The sequence below is a fragment of the Lysinibacillus sp. F12 genome, assembly GCF_057773605.1.
Genome location: NZ_JBYMLP010000001.1, coordinates 867,367 through 886,157 on the forward strand (window position 1 = coordinate 867,367; position 18,791 = coordinate 886,157).

At 38.8% G+C, this 18,791-nt stretch carries 18 protein-coding genes and 1 riboswitch; of the genes, 3 read left to right on the forward strand and 15 right to left on the reverse strand.

Going from position 1 to position 18,791, the window contains the following annotated elements; genetic code table 11:
* Positions 1 to 3: 3 nt before the first annotated feature.
* The 3 genes from AC3CH7_RS04485 to AC3CH7_RS04495 form a co-directional block, all read right to left on the reverse strand.
* Positions 4 to 1,044 (reverse strand): FecCD family ABC transporter permease, encoded by a 1,041-nt coding sequence (locus AC3CH7_RS04485; protein ID WP_012293373.1) that lies wholly within the window; start codon positions 1,042 to 1,044, stop codon positions 4 to 6.
* Complete coding sequence (locus tag AC3CH7_RS04490) at positions 1,037 to 2,053, reverse strand: FecCD family ABC transporter permease (protein WP_036160992.1); 1,017 nt, start codon at positions 2,051 to 2,053, stop codon at positions 1,037 to 1,039. The genes AC3CH7_RS04485 and AC3CH7_RS04490 overlap by 8 nt, the downstream gene beginning before the upstream one ends.
* A gap of 131 nt (positions 2,054 to 2,184) precedes the next feature.
* The gene (locus AC3CH7_RS04495) at positions 2,185 to 3,192 is read right to left on the reverse strand and encodes an ABC transporter substrate-binding protein (protein WP_031419069.1); all 1,008 of its coding nucleotides are present in this window, start codon (positions 3,190 to 3,192) and stop codon (positions 2,185 to 2,187) included.
* A 456-nt stretch (positions 3,193 to 3,648) separates the two neighbouring features.
* Between AC3CH7_RS04495 and AC3CH7_RS04500 the strand changes: the two genes are divergently transcribed.
* Positions 3,649 to 3,960 (forward strand): CotD family spore coat protein, encoded by a 312-nt coding sequence (locus AC3CH7_RS04500; protein WP_025114030.1) that lies wholly within the window; start codon positions 3,649 to 3,651, stop codon positions 3,958 to 3,960.
* Positions 3,961 to 4,051: 91 nt separating this feature from the next.
* Here AC3CH7_RS04500 and glnA read toward each other — a convergent pair whose 3' ends face one another.
* The 3 genes from glnA to AC3CH7_RS04515 all read right to left on the reverse strand — a co-directional run bounded on the left by glnA (position 4,052) and on the right by AC3CH7_RS04515 (position 7,226).
* The gene (gene glnA / locus AC3CH7_RS04505; protein ID WP_031419067.1) at positions 4,052 to 5,386 is read right to left on the reverse strand and encodes a type I glutamate--ammonia ligase; all 1,335 of its coding nucleotides are present in this window, start codon (positions 5,384 to 5,386) and stop codon (positions 4,052 to 4,054) included.
* Between the two features lie 54 nt (positions 5,387 to 5,440).
* On the reverse strand, positions 5,441 to 5,818 hold the full coding sequence (locus tag AC3CH7_RS04510; RefSeq protein WP_031419066.1) for a MerR family transcriptional regulator: 378 nt from the start codon (positions 5,816 to 5,818) through the stop codon (positions 5,441 to 5,443).
* Positions 5,819 to 5,975: 157 nt separating this feature from the next.
* Positions 5,976 to 7,226: a methionine gamma-lyase family protein gene (locus AC3CH7_RS04515; protein WP_031419065.1), complete on the reverse strand. Its 1,251-nt coding sequence runs from the start codon at positions 7,224 to 7,226 to the stop codon at positions 5,976 to 5,978.
* Positions 7,227 to 7,570: 344 nt separating this feature from the next.
* Between AC3CH7_RS04515 and AC3CH7_RS04520 the strand changes: the two genes are divergently transcribed.
* On the forward strand, positions 7,571 to 8,176 hold the full coding sequence (locus AC3CH7_RS04520; protein WP_031419064.1) for a trimeric intracellular cation channel family protein: 606 nt from the start codon (positions 7,571 to 7,573) through the stop codon (positions 8,174 to 8,176).
* A 76-nt stretch (positions 8,177 to 8,252) separates the two neighbouring features.
* Here the strand turns inward: AC3CH7_RS04520 and cobT are convergent, their stop codons facing one another.
* Both cobT and AC3CH7_RS04530 read right to left on the reverse strand, forming a co-directional pair.
* A complete protein-coding gene (gene cobT, locus AC3CH7_RS04525; RefSeq protein ID WP_488381596.1) occupies positions 8,253 to 9,308 on the reverse strand; it encodes a nicotinate-nucleotide--dimethylbenzimidazole phosphoribosyltransferase in 1,056 nt (351 codons plus the stop codon).
* Between the two features lie 91 nt (positions 9,309 to 9,399).
* Positions 9,400 to 9,576, reverse strand: a riboswitch (cobalamin riboswitch).
* A 68-nt stretch (positions 9,577 to 9,644) separates the two neighbouring features.
* Complete coding sequence (locus tag AC3CH7_RS04530; RefSeq protein WP_031419062.1) at positions 9,645 to 10,502, reverse strand: DMT family transporter; 858 nt, start codon at positions 10,500 to 10,502, stop codon at positions 9,645 to 9,647.
* Between the two features lie 269 nt (positions 10,503 to 10,771).
* Here AC3CH7_RS04530 and AC3CH7_RS04535 point away from each other — a divergent pair, with 269 nt between their 5' ends.
* Complete coding sequence (locus AC3CH7_RS04535; protein WP_012293363.1) at positions 10,772 to 11,167, forward strand: hypothetical protein; 396 nt, start codon at positions 10,772 to 10,774, stop codon at positions 11,165 to 11,167.
* A gap of 49 nt (positions 11,168 to 11,216) precedes the next feature.
* Here the strand turns inward: AC3CH7_RS04535 and AC3CH7_RS04540 are convergent, their stop codons facing one another.
* The 7 genes from AC3CH7_RS04540 to mutL all read right to left on the reverse strand — a co-directional run bounded on the left by AC3CH7_RS04540 (position 11,217) and on the right by mutL (position 18,791).
* The gene (locus AC3CH7_RS04540) at positions 11,217 to 11,519 is read right to left on the reverse strand and encodes a rhodanese-like domain-containing protein (protein WP_025114024.1); all 303 of its coding nucleotides are present in this window, start codon (positions 11,517 to 11,519) and stop codon (positions 11,217 to 11,219) included.
* Positions 11,520 to 11,614: 95 nt separating this feature from the next.
* Positions 11,615 to 11,845, reverse strand: a complete 231-nt coding sequence (gene hfq / locus AC3CH7_RS04545) for an RNA chaperone Hfq (RefSeq protein ID WP_031419061.1) — start codon at positions 11,843 to 11,845, stop codon at positions 11,615 to 11,617.
* A gap of 97 nt (positions 11,846 to 11,942) precedes the next feature.
* Positions 11,943 to 12,845, reverse strand: a complete 903-nt coding sequence (gene miaA / locus AC3CH7_RS04550) for a tRNA (adenosine(37)-N6)-dimethylallyltransferase MiaA (RefSeq protein ID WP_012293361.1) — start codon at positions 12,843 to 12,845, stop codon at positions 11,943 to 11,945.
* On the reverse strand, positions 12,832 to 13,749 hold the full coding sequence (locus AC3CH7_RS04555) for an alpha/beta hydrolase (RefSeq protein WP_036167507.1): 918 nt from the start codon (positions 13,747 to 13,749) through the stop codon (positions 12,832 to 12,834). The genes miaA and AC3CH7_RS04555 overlap by 14 nt, the downstream gene beginning before the upstream one ends.
* A 3-nt stretch (positions 13,750 to 13,752) precedes the next feature.
* Positions 13,753 to 15,399 (reverse strand): glycerol-3-phosphate dehydrogenase/oxidase, encoded by a 1,647-nt coding sequence (locus tag AC3CH7_RS04560; protein WP_031419058.1) that lies wholly within the window; start codon positions 15,397 to 15,399, stop codon positions 13,753 to 13,755.
* Between the two features lie 18 nt (positions 15,400 to 15,417).
* Entirely contained in the window at positions 15,418 to 16,911 is a 1,494-nt protein-coding gene (glpK, locus tag AC3CH7_RS04565) for a glycerol kinase GlpK (protein ID WP_036167503.1), read from the reverse strand.
* A 17-nt stretch (positions 16,912 to 16,928) separates the two neighbouring features.
* Entirely contained in the window at positions 16,929 to 18,791 is a 1,863-nt protein-coding gene (gene mutL, locus AC3CH7_RS04570) for a DNA mismatch repair endonuclease MutL (protein WP_036215013.1), read from the reverse strand.

The window sequence follows — 18,791 nt, forward strand, 5'->3', positions numbered from 1 at the left end:
GCATTATTGATTGCGCGTTCTAAATAGTAAATATATAAAGAATGGTGCTCCAATTGCAGCCGTAAAGACACCTGTTGGTAAATCCTTTGGTAAAAAGGCTGTACGTGCAACAATGTCAGCTACAATGACAATAATGCCACCAATTATAGCCGTAACAGGTATTAATCCTGCAAAAGAACGCCCTACTAGCAATCTACTCATATGTGGGGCTACTAATCCAACAAAGGCAATTCCACCAGCAAAAGCAACTGCAGAACCAGCTAGCATTACACTAATAAGTAAAAAGAGCAAACGGTACACTTGAACTTTTACGCCCAGCCCTATCGCAATGTCATCTCCTAATTCCTTCACATTGACGGTTCTCGCTAAAACAAATGTTAGAGGTAATAAGAGAGTAACCCATGGTAAAAGCAAGTAGACATCTGTCATATTTGCCCCATACAAACTACCTGTCAGCCATAGATAGGCCTTCGTTGTTGCGGCTACCTCGCTGATCACCAACAGCATAGTTACCACTGCCTTTGCTAACGCGGAAATCCCAATTCCAATAAGCACCATACGTATAGGTGTGACACCTTTTCTCCATGACAGCAGGTAAATGATAAAGGAGATAATAGCCGCACCTAAAATGGCAGCTAACGGTAAAAATTGAATGCCCACTGACCCCATAAAATACACGATAAAAATAATCGCACCCATGGACGCCCCACTCGTTACACCAATAATATCTGGAGCAGCTAAAGGGTTGCCTATGATTCCTTGTAAAATTAAACCAGCAACTCCTAGCGCAGCACCAACTAATAAGGCCATTAAAATACGCGGAAGCCTTAATGTATGTAAGACAAAATCGTACTCTCCGTTTCCGTAGCCTAATAATTCCTTCACTACGGTGACAGGATGAATAAAATCGCTACCCGCAGATAAACCAATAATCGTTATGATGACTAATAATAAGCTTAACAGTAGTATAATCCAACAAGTCTTTTTGGCGATTTGAAAAGATATGCGATCGGATTTCGTTCGAATCGTCCTATAATTAGACATTTTTAGCTAACCCCTTTCGTGCAATATAAATAAAGAAAGGAGCACCAATTAATGCAGTCATTACACCAATTGGCATTTCTAATGGCATAATTACGTATCTTGCTGCTATATCTGCAAGCAACAGCAGTATGGCTCCTAATACCGCACTGTACGGTATAATCCAACGATAATCCATACCAACAAGATGAATCGCTATATGAGGGACAATTAAACCAATAAAGCCAATCGAACCTGCTACAGCAACTGAGCTACCTGCAAGAATAATTATGATGATGCCAAGTGTGAGTTTCGTCACCATTGTTCGTTGTCCCAATCCTTTTGCAATATCATCACCTGATTGTAAAATATTTATAGAACGACCCATACCTATTGCTATGATCGTGCCCCCTAAAATAAATGGTAGGACAGGTATGAGCATGTCTATGCTACGACCTGATACTGACCCCGCTAGCCAAAATAGTACACTTTGTAAACCTTGTTCATCAATTACTAAAAGCCCCTGCGTAAACGAGACAAATAGAGCTGTAATCGCTGCACCAGCTAGTACTATTTTAATCGGTGTTAAACCATCTCTTCCTAATGATCCAAGGAAAAACACCATAGCTCCCGCTGCACCAGCACCTAAAAAGGCAATCCACATATAACTCATTAAAGAATTAACAGAAAAAAGAGTAATGGCACTGACAATAAAAAATATTGCCCCTGCATTAATACCTAAAATATCAGGAGCTGCTAAAGGGTTTCTTGTTAATGCCCGCATCAATGCTCCCGAGATAGCAAGGCTTGCGCCAACTACTGTAGCGATCACAGCTCTTGTAAATCTAGATGTTCGAATAATGACATGCTCCTTATTAGCAGCATCATAATGAAAAATGGCATCATAGATTGACGAGAAGGGAATAGATGTTTGACCAATAGTTATGCTGAACATAAACGTCAGCAATAGGACCAAACAACTGATGAACAACCCTATTTGTTTCATCGAGGTAGTAGAAAGAAAAATTCTCATTTTGCGCCAACTTTCTTGAACCACATTTTATCTTTTGAGAAAAGTTGTAGGTTTTTATAGGCGAAACACTACAAGGAGAGGGCTGTCTCTCAAGCATTCTCTAACACTTTAAACAGCCCTAATCACTTTCTCTATTTATCTAATTCAAATTTGTCATAAATATCATCTAGCATTAAATTAGCACTAATCAATCCGCCAGCTAGATTCCAATTGATTTCATCTACTTGGTAAACTTGATTTGCCTTCACAGCATCGAGCTCTTTCCATAGAGGATGATTTGTCCACTCTTCATAATTCTTTTTCACAGCGTCATCATTTTCCATAAACATATAAATGACATCGGCATTCATTTGCGCAATACTTTCTTTATCTGTTAGTTTGACGATCTCCAATGAGTCATCAGTTAAATTTTTAGGACCTTGGAAGCCAAGCTCTGACAATATAGAACCTGCATATCCAGTTACATAAATACGTGCATGGTCTGCTCTGAAATTGACAACCGCAACATGGAATGGCCATTTATCGCCAAGCTTCTCTTTCATTTTTGTTTGGAAATCAGCAACTCGCGTATCCCAATCTCCAAATAACTCTTTAACCTTTTCTTCCTCATTCATTGCTTGACCCATCATTTCTGCTGTACCTTTGAAATCAAATACCGTTTCATGAGCAACGGTTGGAGCAATTTGTGATAACTGATCATAAATTTCCTCATGACGAACTTTCGATGCAATGATTAGATCTGGTTTAAGCTTTGCAATTTCCTCAAGATTTGGTTGTGTTTCTTGTCCCACGACTGCAACACCATCTAAATCTTTTTTCAAATAATTATAAAAAGGTGCTTCTGCCCAAGATTCTACTGCTCCTACTGGCTTAATGCCCATTGCTACTGCAACATCAGTAGCCCCTTGGTATAGCGTAACGATTTTTGTAGGTGTTCCTTCAATTGTCGTAGTACCCATAGCGTGGGTAATTTCACGGCTAGAAGACTCTGTATTACCTTCTTCAGCTTTATCAGTTTCTTGCGAACTACTACTAGTGTTTGATGCTTTATCTCCACATCCAACCATCAAGAGAGAGAAGATTGATACTAATGCAAAAAGAATAAAAATATTTTTGTTACGTAGTGATAATTTCGACATACATTTCCTCCTAAATTATAATCAATAACGATAATCATTATCAATTAAAGAGTATACTGTATGACTGTTTGCTTGACAATATCTATTTTTTCAAAAAATATACTTTTTTAATAATTTTATTGTTAATTTAGCTTCCAACTCAATCATCTATAGTTTGGAAGCATTAGGTTTGTTGATTATTTGTAAAAATTTCGACACAATTATCGCAAGATGCAGAGGACTATTGTTTAAACACTAGATCGATTTACTACTATTTTGACAACAATAGAATGTGAAAAATGCGATTTGTAGTTCCTTTTTTCACCTAATGTGAAGGCAATTCTACATTAGATGTTCTACCATTCCAGTGACTTGTTAGATTTACCTATTCAATAATAGGCAAATAAATAGTCCCTATTGACGTCTATCTCATATCTTAATAATGAACGACAACTTATCAAAACAGGAGGTTATAACATGTTTCAACGAAGACGCCATCCGGCAAAAGGTCCACACTGCTGTCCGCCACAAACAATGCCCATGCAATTTGATCCACCACAATTTTTACCACCAGAGCAATATGTTCGCACAAATTATATCCATACAGTTGTTCCACATGTACAACCAGCACATGTCACAACAGTGAACAAACATATGATTGATCACCAATACTATTTCCCATGCACAGAGTCAGTTGTTAATGAATGCTGTGAAACACATACAATGTGCGGTATGCCACCTAACCCTTGTCATATGCCGCATCATCCCCATAAACATATGGGCTATTAATAAATAATGAGGGGGGCGAGTAATACCCGTTCATTATTTCAAACAAAAAAACCGAGTAGCCTCTCTTAGAGGTACTCGGTTTTATTCGTTATTAATACATTTTTAAATATTGATCGCGTTCCCACTGATGTACAGTTGTACGATACATATCGAACTCGATTTCTTTTGCTTCTTTAAAGTTAGCATAAATATGCTCACCTAAAGCTGCTTGCGCTACTTTATCTTTAGCCAGTAATGTTAAAGCATCGTCAAGTGCTGCTGGTAGGTTTTCAATACCATTCGCTTGGCGCTCTTCTTCCGACATCACATAGATATTACGGTTAATAGCTGCTGGTGGTGTCAAGTTTTGACGAATACCTTCTAGACCTGCCTCTAAAATAACAGCCATCGCTAAGTATGGGTTTGCGGATGGGTCCACTGAACGTACTTCTACACGAGTTGACAGACCACGTGCTGATGGAATACGAATGAGTGGTGAACGGTTTTGTGCTGACCATGCTACATAACATGGCGCTTCATAACCAGGTACTAGACGTTTATAAGAGTTAACTGTTGGATTTGTAACAGCCGTGAAACCTTGTACGTGTGCAAGGACACCAGCCATAAATTGCATAGCTGTATTTGATAGTCCTAATTCCGTAGATTCATCATAAAATGCATTTTCTTTACCTTTAAATAGTGACACGTTAAAGTGCATACCAGAACCAGCTTCACCAAATAATGGCTTTGGCATAAATGTAGCGTGTAAACCGTGTTTACGAGCGATTGTTTTCACGACTAATTTAAATGTTTGGATGTTATCACAAGCTGTAACAGCGTCTGCATATTTAAAGTCGATTTCATGTTGTCCAGGAGCAACCTCATGGTGAGAGGCTTCAATTTCAAAGCCCATTTCTTCTAGCTCTAATACGATATCACGACGGCAGTTTTCACCAAGATCTGTTGGAGCTAAATCGAAATAACCACCATGGTCATTTACTTCTAAAGTTGGTTCTCCTTTTGCATCTAATTTGAATAAGAAAAATTCAGGCTCTGGCCCTAAATTGAAGCTTGAGAAGCCCATATCTTCCATTTTTTTAAGAATACGTTTTAGGTTATTTCGTGGGTCACCAGCAAACGGTTCGCCTTTCGCAGTGTAAACATCACAGATAAGACGTGCCACTTTCCCTTTTTCAGAAGTCCAAGGGAATACCACGAAAGTATCAAGATCAGGATATAAATACATATCTGATTCTTCGATTCGAACGAAGCCTTCAATAGATGAGCCATCAAACATCATTTTATTTTCTAGTGCTTTGTCTAATTGACTTACAGGAATCTCAACGTTTTTGATTGTGCCAAGAATATCTGTAAATTGTAAACGAATAAAGCTTACATTCTTTTCTTCGATGAGACGTTTAATGTCCTCTTTTGTGAATTTACCCACAGTTTTCCACACTCCTATAATTTGTCTAGCTTTTATGTTTACCCTACCCTATTTTTAATAGAATCGAGATAAATCCCCTCGTCGGATGGATGATTTTTGCATGCGCTGTGCTTGACGCATTTCTTCGCGCATAATTTGACGTAATTCAGAATCACTTAAATCTTGTTCTTCAATTGTAGAAACAGGATTTTTCCTTTTAGCAAATATCTTTTTAATCTTCGCCATATTCATACCCTGTTCTAAGTAGTCTTTAATTTCAAGCAATGTGTCGACATCATTTAATGAAAACATTCGACGGTTGCCTTCTGTTCGGTGCGGCTCAATTAAATGGTGTTCTTCATAATAACGAATTTGTCGTGCCGAGAGCTCAGTTAATTGCATTACAATACTCATTGATAATAACGGCATAGTTCGTCTAATTTCACGACTCATTTAAGTCCTCCTCCAATACCCGCTTATCATATAACGAAATTTTTTCACTGTCAACCAACCATGTCAGGTTTCCTAACATGGTTGGCGCTATTTTTTTCAATCCGAGAGAAAATTGTAAAAAACTATTCAAATTTACGGTTTGTCCATTTCCTCATCTCTATTTTTGAATAGCTTGTACCGCACTACAAATTGCAAATTTTACATGTTCATAAGTTAGCCCACCCTGTATAAAGGCTGTAAAGGGAGGTCGTATCGGCCCATCTGCTGTTAGCTCTATGCTGGAGCCTTGGATAAATGTCCCCGCTGCCATAATGACATCATCCTCGTAGCCTGGCATATAGGCTGGTTCTGGTGCGTAATGAGCATTTATTGGCGAGTTGGCTTGTATTTCCCGACAAAAGTCAATCATTTGCTGTGCGGTTTGGAAAGAAACCGATTGTATTAAATCTGTCCGATGTGCCTGGTAACTTGGAGATGTATTCATCCCTATTTCCTCCAGCATAGCTGCCGTAAAAATGGCGCCCTTTAATGCTTGTGATACAACATGTGGAGCTAGGAAAAACCCTTGATAAAAATCACCCAATGTATTTAATGTAGCTCCTGCTTCTGCCCCGATTCCAGGTGAAGTCATCCGGTACGCACATTTCTCCACTAAATCTGCTCGGCCTGCGATATAACCTCCAATTTTCGCTAATCCTCCACCTGGATTTTTAATGAGAGAGCCCGCCATTAAATCAGCACCAATCTCTGTAGGCTCTTGCTTTTCTACAAATTCACCATAGCAATTATCAACAAAAATAATGGCCTGTGGAGCTAGCTCACGAATCTTTGCACACATATCAGCAATCTCTGCTATAGAAAAGGATGGTCGCGTTGCATAGCCCTTTGATCGTTGAATGGCAATCACTTTCGTTTTTGCCGTTATGGCCGCTTCCACTCCTTCCCAATCAATGGTTTGATTATCCAGTAACTCAACATGTGAATAACCGATTTGATAATCTTTCAAGGAACCTGTATCTTTGTCACCACCATCAACAATGGATTGTAACGTATCATATGGCTGTCCAGAAATATAGAGCAACTCATCACCAGGACGCAGCACACCGAATAAACTAAGCGTAATTGCATGTGTGCCTGAAATAATTTGCGGTCGAACAATGGCGGACTCTGCTCCAAACACCTCAGCATAGACACGCTCTAAATTATCGCGTCCCTCATCGTCATAGCCATAGCCATTGGATGGGTGTAAATGATAATCACTCACTTGATGCTTACGAAATGCCGCTAGCACTTTTTGTTGGTTATAAAACGCCATCTCCTCCACCCTAGCATGAAAAGGTCTCACTCTTTCTTCTATTGTTGCCGCTAAAGATAGCGTCGATGCTGATAAATTAGATGTAAACGTCATTCTTTTCTTCTCCATTTCACAATTGTCATGCATATTATTCCGTAAACTTTATTCTATATCTAAATGGACCTCGATTATCCTAGGATTCCCTGATTGTCTACTTGTAATGAACGCTTATGACAGATGTTTTTCTTTATTTCATTAACATCTTATCAATTTGTATAGGTCCCTGTAAAACTTGCCTATTGTTTCTGAGTGAAATTTACGCTAAGCTAATGTGCGGACTTATTTCAAGAAGCGTATTTAATGTTTAATTTTGGCTATTAAATTCATAGATTTTGTTACTTACAGGATCTTTCAACTTTAGGAATGAGGTTCATTTATTGATAGAAGGGGTGAAAGGGATGGCTTGGGAAGTTTTTAGTATGATCGGTACAATTGCCTTTGCTATTTCTGGGGCAATTATTGCAATGGAAGAGGAATACGATTTATTCGGTGTTTATATACTCGGTATTGTCACTGCTTTTGGTGGAGGGGCTATTCGAAATTTACTTATCGGTCTACCTGTCACGACATTATGGGGACAGGATATGATGTTTCAAATTGCGCTTGCTGCAATTACCATATTTTTTATTTTTCCACATCATTTGATTCAACATTGGCATCGTTGGGGTAATTTTACAGATGCGATTGGTTTATCAGCATTTGCTATTCAAGGCGCACTCTACGCCGTAAAGCTGGATATGCCGATTAGTGCTGTCATCGTAGCTGCGGTCTTAACAGGGTCGGGTGGTGGTATCGTGCGTGATTTATTAGCTAGACGAAAACCACTTGTACTTCGTGACGAAGTCTATGGTGTGTGGGCTGCTCTCGCAGGGCTTGTTATTGGATTTGAAGTTTTTACAGGAGATATCTTCCTTTATATTTTATTTGCGGTAATTACAGCATTACGTATTCTTTCCTATATGATGAAATGGCGTTTACCTTTGCGAAGGTTGAATCGGGCATAGAGTCTATCATTGATAAAAAAAAACGAATAAGCGCAAATAGCTCTTTAACTATTTGCGCTTATTTGTTTTTCAGTAACTATTTAGCCAAAAGATTCGTTGCTTCTTCCAGCGTCACCATATTTTTCATCATTGAGCAAGCAGCATCTAATAGAGGAAAGGCTAGGGCTGCACCTGAACCTTCTCCTAACCGCATATTCATATGCAGCATCGGTTCCACTCCCAACAATTCAGCGGCTATTTTAGCTCCGGGTTCCTCCGAAGCATGAGAAGCTATGATAAAGTCCTTTACTTTCGGTTCAATTTGATAAGCTATAAGCGCAGCAATAGTCGAAATAAAACCATCAATCACAACAGGTTTTCGGTGACTTGCGGCAGCAAGTATAATACCAGCCATAGCCCCAATCTCTAGCCCTCCAACTTTAGCTAGTACATCAATGATATCGTTAGGATTTGGTTGGTTAAGCATAATTGCTTTTTCAATGACCGCTGCTTTATGAGCAATTCCTCCTTGACCAACACCTGCTCCAAACCCGGTTATTTGAATAGGGTCATAGCCAGTCAAAACAGCTAAGATTGCTGTGCTCGGCGTTGTATTACCAATGCCCATCTCACCTGTTCCAAGTAGGTTGGCCCCTTTTGTAATTTCGTCTGTTGCCACACGAATCCCCACTTCTATGGATTGAATAGCCTCCTCTCTAGACATAGCAGGGCCCTGTGCTATATTACCTGTTCCATATTTCACCTTTTGGATGATTACGTCCGCATTGAGAGGGATATCCTCCTTAACTCCAACATCTACCGTTACAACTTTGGTATTGGTCACACTTGCAATTGCACAAACACCTGTACCTCCCTTCGGAAAATTCAATGTTTGAAATAAAGTAACCTCTTGAGGATTCAGCGTCACGCCTTCTTCACAAACTCCATGATCTGCTGCACAGACAATCATCACCTTTTTATCAATCATCGGATATAACTGGCCTGTAATTCCAGATAGTTGCACAGCAATGGACTCCAATTTCCCTAAGCTTCCTGGAGGCTTACAAAGAATATCTATTCGTTTTCTTGCTTGCTCCCTACTATTTTTATCAGCGCCTTGAATGTTTTGAATCGTGTCATGTAATAATTGCATTGTCATTTCTCCTCTCGTTCTTCATGAAGACAAAATAAAAGCCTGTAGTTTATTGTCATGACAAATAAACTACAGACTTTTCCATCATCTATATTCTTAAAGCAAATAGGCAGGTCTCCTGGCTTAAGTTCAACATTTCATAGTACCTTCCCAGCAATGAGCTAGTGGTCTTCACTATTAAACTCCCTTTTACAGTGGCGGGTCCGCTAAAGTTTTTCACTTTATTCCCTATTCTCCCTTAATGGGCACCTAATGCTTATATTAAACTACTTTTAATCTACGACAGAGTATTTTTTCTGTCAATATTTGAATGCGTTACTTGTATCATTTCTTCGGCTACCTATTTTTTTCTAGCTCACTTAGCAATGTTGACCCTAATAATAGTATCGCTCCTATTAGTTGTAGTAGCGTCATTTTTTCTCCAATAAACATCGTTGAAATGACTAATGATGTCAGTGGATCTATATAGCTAAGGATGGCTATACTTTGCCCTTTCAGCTTTGACATGCCCCAAAAGAACAATAAAAATCCAACTCCTGCATGGACAATACCTAATACTATTAATAGTAAGACTGACTTAAAACTGATTGTCATGACCTGAAATCCTGTTGTCCCAAGTATATAAAAACAAAGGAAAAATGCTGCTAAAGCTAGTTGAATTAATGTATTTCCCGGTTCTTTTATGTTACCTATACATTTATTTGTAAATGTTAGAGCTGTGTAAAAGCATGCGGCGATAAGACCGTAGACAATGCCAATAAATTGTTTACTGTCCCCAGTGCCTTGACTTTGGACAATCAAATAAAGTCCGATAAGGGCTACACAGACATACATCATTTTTCTGCCAACTAGCTTCTCCTTTAAGATAATTGGAGATAAACAGATAACGAGTACTGGTGCAACATAATAACTAAGTGCAGCATTAGCAATTGTTGTTTCTTTATAAGCCTGAAATAAAAAAATCCAATTCCCACATAAGGCAACACTAGAAAGTACTAATTTCCACTTATTTTTGAGAATACTTCTTTTCGTAAAGCTTTCCTTTTTATAAATAAAAATCACTATCAAAAAACAAGCACCAATTAAGCTCATCCAAAAAGCGATTTCACTTGAAGATAAAGGTATATACTTGGCAAAAACACCAACTGCGCCAAAAATAATCATGGATAATACAAACGCTAATTTTCCGCTCATTACAATTCCTACTTTCTACGTATAAGTATTAACCTACACAGTAGAATCTATTGAAAATGAGCAAACTGTTATTGTATGCCTTACCAGTAGATTCTACTGTAAAGACATTGTTGGGGGTGCTATTGAACGAAACATACAAATCCCTCCTTCACCGATATAATTGTAACATATTTCAGAAAATTAAAGAGTATGTTTTATAGATAAAGGGAAAATGAATCACTAATTACTTCATTAGGTAAGGATAAAATTTTCTTTAAGGAGGAGTTAGAGTGCACGCAAGAGAATTAAGAAACGCTATTGCAGAGACTTGTGAAAACTATGATAGTCAATATGCGCAGTTAGTAAAACCGATTAATCAGTTATTAATGAATGTTGATGCTTTCATCAGTGAAGGAACGGCGTATGTCATTATAGAAAATTTGAAATTATATTATAGTGGAGATAAATACATGGCGGAATGTCACTTCGATGAGAGTGAAAATTTCTTACAGGATGGCATTGAGCTTCTAAAAAAGGGAGACCTGGCGAATGGCGCTTTACAAATATACGGTGCTGGTTTAAATTTTGCCAGTTATGCTTCAAAGGTTCGGGGGCAAAAAAATGTGAACCCGTACATGAACTTTGAAAAAAACTTTAGCCTCATCATGGACTCACTCCAAAAATAAGCACATGAAAAAAGAAAGAGTATACACTCTTTCTTTTTTCATTATGTCATTATTTAAATTCTAATTCGCCATCGTAAGCTAACATGCCACCTTCTAGGTTTGTCACATCAAATCCTTGTGCTTCTAAATAAGAACAAGCATTAGCTGAACGGCCACCAGCCTTACAAACGATAATATATGGCTTTGTTTCATCTAATTCCTCTAGACGTTCTGGGATTGTCCCAAGAGCGATATGCTGAGCGCCAGGAATCATGCCGTGTGCTACTTCATCCTCTTCACGAACATCAATAATATATAGGTCTTCATTTGCATCTAATAGTTCTAATAATTGTGTTGTTTCCATTGATTTCATCAAACTCGTCCTCCAAATATCTATTTCCTTTATCATTATAGCCTGAAGCAAAAAAAACAGCCAGTGTGGAGTACACTAACTGTTTAACAATCTTTTTATGCTTCTGTCTCTAAAAATTCTATTGGTTTTGCTGGAACGAATGTAGAAATAGCGTGCTTGTAAATCAGGTGCTGCTTATTATCAGCATCCAATAATAGAACTGTAAAATTATCATATGATTTCACAGTCCCTTTTAACTGAAATCCGTTTAATAGAAATACAGTTACAAAAACACTGTTTTTACGTAGTTGGTTCAAGAACGTATCTTGCAAGTTGATTGATTTCATCAAATAGCCTCCCTACTAACTTTCTACCTCTTCATTCCTATAGTAGCACGTTCTACCAATTTATCAATTAGTAATTTTTAGAAATTTTTCTTTAATTTTATAATTGTTCACCTGTCATCACAAAATGGACATCCATTTTATTGCGGAAATAAGTAAGTTGCCTTTTCGCATAGCGACGAGAATTTTGTTTTAAGCTGTCTATGGCGCCTTCTAGTGAACATTTGCCATCTAAATAATCATATAATTCCTTATAACCAATGGCTTGTATAGACTGCACACCCCGGATATTTTGTTGCCATAGCCCTTGGACCTCTTCTAAAAGACCATTCTCCATCATCAAATCGACACGGCGGTTAATACGGTCATAAAGCACCTCTCGTGACATATTTTGACCTAGCCCTAAAATCAAGTGATTATAGAGAGGTACCTCGCCTCGATTTTGAGCTTCAGCTGCCTTCGATACACCGCTTAATTCTAGCATCTCTAATGCGCGAATGACACGACGTGTATTATTTGGATGAATGGCTTCTGCAGTTTGAGGGTCTAGTTGTTTTAATTTATCGTGCATTGCCTCGGGACCAAGCTTCGCTAATTCATCATAATAGGCTTGACGTGCTGCCTCATCCACTTTTTCATCAGTAAATTGGAAATCAAACAGAACAGCTTGTACATATAAGCCTGACCCACCTACGATAATCGGTAGCTTATGACGAGCTTGTATGTCTGCAATTTTCTCTCTTACTAGCTTTTGATAGTCGGCCACTGAAAATGATGCTGTCGGCTCCAGAAAACTTAGTAAATGATGAGGAACTCCCTCCATCTCTTCTTCCGTAATTTTCGCCGTACCTATATCTAGCCCTTTATAAACTTGCATTGAGTCACCATTAATGATTTCTCCATTATACTTTTTGGCAAGTTCAATACTTAACGCTGTTTTTCCAGAAGCAGTTGGTCCCACAATTGCTACGACCTCAGCCTGCTGTAATTTATTTTCTATCATATTTTTCTAACCACCGTAATAATACTTGAAAGACTGCTTCTTGATTGTCTTCATTTAAAATTTCATGTCTTTTATCTTCAAATAAATAAACAGTGACATCCTCCACACCAGCAGTTGCTAATTGTTCTGCCACTGCGTACACTCCTAGTCCCTGTTCACCGACAGGGTCTTTACTGCCGCTTATCAAAAGTATTGGAAGATCCTTTCTTACTTTGGCAATCTCTTTTTTGCGATTCAAGGTTGAAAAGCCTGTTGTCAAATCTACAAAAAATTGATTGGTTGGAATAAAGCCACAGTATGGATCATCTATATACTTTTGAACTTCTACCTGTACAGAGCATAACCAATCATAGGCAGTCTTCGGATTTGGAAACTGCTTATTAAAACTACCAAAACTTAATTGATTGAGAAGCCTGCTTTCTGTCTCTTTACCAAGACCTTTGGCTAAAGCCTTGGACACGATATTACCAATTGCGTGTAAAGCTGTAACATTACCCGTTCCACAGAGCACAACATTGTCTACCAGTTCCCCATACCGTTGGATATAGCGTCTCGTAATGAATGAGCCCATACTATGACCAAAAATAATGAACGGTTTGTCGACAAATGGTGCATGTAATTGAGTCATTACTTCATGTGCATCTTCTACAACACGTTCAAAGCCGTTATTTTCAGCAAAAAAGCCTAAAGTTCCATTATAAGCAGCTGTTTCACCATGTCCACGATGATCGTGCATCGTCACTACATAGCCGGCTTTTTGAAGAGTGTGAGCAAATTTTAAATATCGACCACTATGCTCCGCCATGCCATGTAATATATGGATATGTCCAATACAAGGCTTTTTAGATTCTAATGTTCGTGTGAATACAAAATGGCCATCAGACATTTGAATATAACGCTCCATCGCTTACTCCCCTTCTTTCACGAAAATAGTGGCATCCAAGATGGCTTGGTCTAATTCAGCCATATAAGCATTTCGTTGCTCCTCCGTATAATTCAAGTGTTGTTGCATCACTTGAAGCACTTGTTGCTTATAAAGCTTGACTGCTTCAATGTCAAAATACAGCATACCAGTACGGCGAATAAAGAAGTCACTTGGCGTATAGACCATTTCAGCTTCTAAGCCATATAATAGCATCGCATGTAAAGTAAGTGGCATTGTACTACCATGCTCATGTAAATATTTTACGCGATCAAATAAAGCATCCACATTCGTGCCATATTTTTGAACAAGTTGCTTAGCTTCATCGTAATTTAAACCATACTGAACACCTTCTCGAGCTTTATAGGCAATATAGTCAGGGAAATTGATGGCATTAATCCCCTTTGCTCCTGATAGTGATAACTCTCGAGTTATAGATGCGCTCGCATGCTTATAACGACGGATTTTTACAATTTTATCTACAATCGATTCTGCCATTTGTCGGTAGCCTGTTAACTTGCCACCTGCTATCGTCATTAAACCACTCGGAGCCGTCCAAATTTCATCTTTTCTTGAAATTTCTGAAGGATTCTTTCCTTTTTCATAAATCAATGGACGAACGCCTGCCCACGATGATTCAATAGTAGCTCTCGTAATATTGGCTGTAGGAAATACTTTCTTTGCCGCCTCTATTAAATAATCCACATCTTGCTGTGTTGCAACAGGATGTACTGGATTGCCCTCGAAGACAGTATCCGTTGTACCTACATAGGTTTTACCATCACGCGGAATAGCAAATGCCATACGTCCATCAGCAATATCGAAATAAACTGCTTGCTTTAATGGAAAATCTTTTTGATTTAGGACAATATGAACACCCTTCGTCAACCGTAATTGCTTATTATCAGCTACTTTATCCCTTTGACGTACATCATCTACCCACGGACCTGTAGCATTAACAATTTGTGCGGCGTGTACATTCAAAATGCGTCCTGTTAAATGATCTTCTACTTTAATTCCAATTAGCTTTTTCTTGTCGTAGATAAATTCCTTCATCTCCGCATAATTAAGACAAAGTGCCCCATATTCAACAGCCTTTTTTAATACTTCAATCGTAAGACGCGCATCATCGGTACGATATTCAACATAATAGCCTCCACCGACAAGTCCTTCTTGATTGAGTAAAGGTTCTAATGCTAAGGTTTCTTGCGCATTTAGCATTGTTCTACGTTCCTGTTTTTTGACACCTGCTAAACGGTCATAAACTTTTAAGGCTAGAGATGTTGTCATTGGGCTAAGGGAACCCTTTTTATATAAAGGCAAAAGCATTTTTTCTGGTGTTGTCACATGAACAGCATTGTCATAGACGATTTCACGTTCACGTCCCACCTCTGCTACAACTCCTACATCAAATTGCTTTAAATATCGTAGTCCACCATGGATGAGTTTAGTCGACCGACTCGATGTTCCGGCAGAGAAATCCTGCATGTCGATACATGCAACGGACAATCCCCTTGAGGCAGCATCCAGAGCAATACCTGCACCCGTAATGCCTCCACCAATGACTAAAACGTCAAAACTATAGTGCTCTAAATAATATAAAATTTTTGGACGATGCTCATATGAAAACATACCTTTTTCCCCCAATAGCTAAGATTTAAAAATTCGTGTTGCCTCTACAGCTCTTTGCCAGCCAGCATAATGAGCTGTCGCTTGGTCTTTTTCCATTTTCGGCTGGTAGGTTTGACCATTTACCCTCAGTGCTGATAAAACCTCTTGATTTGGCCAAAAATTTGTAGCAAGTCCTGCTAAATAAGCTGCACCTAATGCCGTTGATTCATTGAGCTTTGCCAGCTCAACATGCAACTGTAATATATCACTTTGGAATTGCATCAATAACTCATTTTTTACCGCACCACCATCTACACGGAGTACTTCAATAGGTGCCCCGGCTGCTACTTCCATAGCATCGAGTACATCCTTCGTTTGATAGGCTAATGATTCAAGTGTCGCACGGATGAAATGTTCTTTAGAAGTGCCCCGCGTTAGCCCAAAAATGGCACCACGAGCATCTGTATCCCAATAAGGTGTACCTAGTCCAACGAAGGCAGGTACAACATAGACGCCATCCGTATCGGCTACTTTTTTAGCATAGGTTTCAGAATCCTCTGCTGTCCGAATCATACGTAGTCCGTCTCGTAGCCATTGAATCGCTGAGCCTGCTACGAAAACACTTCCCTCTAATGCATAGGTAACTTTACCATCTATTCCCCAAGCAATTGTCGTCAATAACCCATTTTTCGATTTTACAGCCTGTTTTCCTGTATTCAATAACATAAAACAGCCTGTACCATAAGTGTTTTTGGCCATGCCTTTTGTAAAACAAGTTTGCCCAAAAAGGGCCGCCTGCTGATCACCAGCAATACCTGCAATCGGAATGTTTTCACCAAAGAAAATACTTGCTGCCGTCTCAGTGTAAATTTCTGATGAATTTTTCACTTCAGGAAGCATCGACATCGGAATATCTAATAACTGACAAAGTTCCGCATCCCATTGTAATTCATGAATATTGTATAGTAATGTTCGAGCTGCATTTGAATAATCGGTAACATGAGCCTTTCCCTTTGATAATCGCCAAACAATCCAAGAATCAATCGTGCCAAATAATAAATCTCCATTGTCAGCCATTTCACGGGCGCCCTCTACATGATCTAATATCCATTTAATTTTTGTGGCTGAAAAATAAGCATCTAGACGTAATCCCGTTTTTTGCTGAAAAAGCTCCTCATGCCCTTGTTCTTTCAGGTCATTCACGATTTCCTGCGTTTGACGCGACTGCCAGACAATGGCGTTGTAAATAGGCTGTCCTGTATGTTTATCCCACACAACAGTTGTTTCTCGCTGATTCGTTATTCCAATAGCATGGACCTCGCTAGCATCATGCCCACTTTCTGTTAAGACGGTTGCAATTACTGAAAGGACCGAACCCCAAATTTCATTGGCATTATGCTCTACCCAACCAGCCTTTGGAAAAATTTGCTGAAACTCCTTTTGTGCTACATGATTAATTTCACCTTTTTTATTGAATAAGATAGCTCTTGAGCTTGTTGTGCCTTGATCAATCGCTAAAATAAATTCGCCCATTATTTTCCCCCTCTTCACTACATGACTCGTTTGAACATTTTTTCCACTTCATACGATGTAAAATGAATTAGCACTGGACGTCCATGTGGACATGTAAATGGATTATCGGCCTTGCGTAAATCTCTAAGCAAAATTTCCATTTGTTCTTTCGTTAAATAATAATTGGCTTTGATAGATTTTTTACAGCTCATCATAATCGCTGCGGCTTCACGTAATTTTTTAATATCTGCCTTTTTAGTCGTCAGCACCTGTTCAATTAAATCTTCAATGATTTCCTGTTCCTCACCTTGAGGGAACCAACTAGGGTGCTCTCGTACTACAAAGGAAGATTGTCCAAATTCCTCTAAAAATACGCCTACTGCTTCTAACTCTTGTTTGTGTTCTCGTAATAAAAGTGCCTCATCAGCCGCATAGTGGAATGTTAGTGGCAGCAGTAATGCCTGACGTTCATGTGGATTAACTTGACCAACCTTTTCCCGGAAAAATTCATATTTAATGCGCTCTTGTGCAGCATGTTGATCAATTAAATAAAAACCATCCTCCATTTGGGCGACAATGTATGTGCCATGGATTTGCCCTACTACTTCCAGCTCAGGGAACGGTTCCTTACCCGTTTCATCTACTAAATCCTCATGTTGCTCGGTAATAGTTATTTCTTCTATTTCTACAGCCTCTAATGACGGAGTTGTCTGCCCATAATCCTTTACAATAGTAGAAACAGGCTCTGGCTCTACTGGAGTTTCTCGTTGGTTTTCTCGAATGGTTTGCACATCATATAACTTCTCTACAATTGCGTTCATTTTCTCCACATCTATCTTAGGTGCAGGCTTCCAAATATTTAATTGCTCTGTAGCTGGTTTGACGATTTTTTCTTTTTTCTCCATTTGTGGTACACGAATAACGCTACGTATTCTCTCACGAATAGTTTCTTCGATTAATTTTAAAAGCTCTGGCTCCTTACTTAAACGAATTTGATGTTTAGCAGGATGCACATTGACATCTGTCAAATATGGATCTCCCTCAATATAAAGAACCACAATGGGAAAACGTTCAATTGGTAAATACGTATGGTAGGCATCAACAATGGCTTTTTGTACTAAATAATGCTTAACCCAGCGACCATTGACGAATAGAGACATATAATTTTTTGAAGCACGAGTTACCTCTGGTAGGGTCACATAGCCAGAAATACGATAATCGTGTGACTCTCCTTGAAAGGACACCATCTTCTTGGCATTATGTACTCCATAAATGGCAGCAAGCACTTGTTGCACATCTCCTCGTCCGTTTGTTTGGAGCAATATTTGACCATTATGCAGTAATCTAAAAGCAATTTGCGGATTACTAAGGGCAAGACGATTCATTAAGTCAATTGTGTGCCCAAGCTCAGTTTGAATAGTTTTCATATATTTTAAGCGAGCAGGTGTGTTAAAAAACAATTGTGATACCGTCAGATCTGTACCTTTACGTAAAGGGCCGGGCTTATGCGTCAACATATGACCACCCTCCAGCTCTAAATGTGTACCAGATTCACCGTTCGATGTAATTAGAGTCATTTTTGAAACAGAAGCAATAGATGCTAATGCCTCACCACGGAAGCCCAATGTACGAATACGAAATAAATCATGTTCTTGATGAATTTTACTCGTTGCATGGCGAGAGAATGACATAATAGCGTCCTCTTCATCCATACCGCTACCATTATCAATTACTTGAATGGAAGTGAGACCCGCTTCTAGTAAAAAAACATCAATGGACGTACTTCCCGCATCAATAGCATTTTCTACTAGCTCTTTGACAACTGAAGCTGGTCTTTCAACTACTTCTCCTGCTGCAATTTTATTGGAGAGCCATTCGTCCATAATTTGTATGTTTCCCAC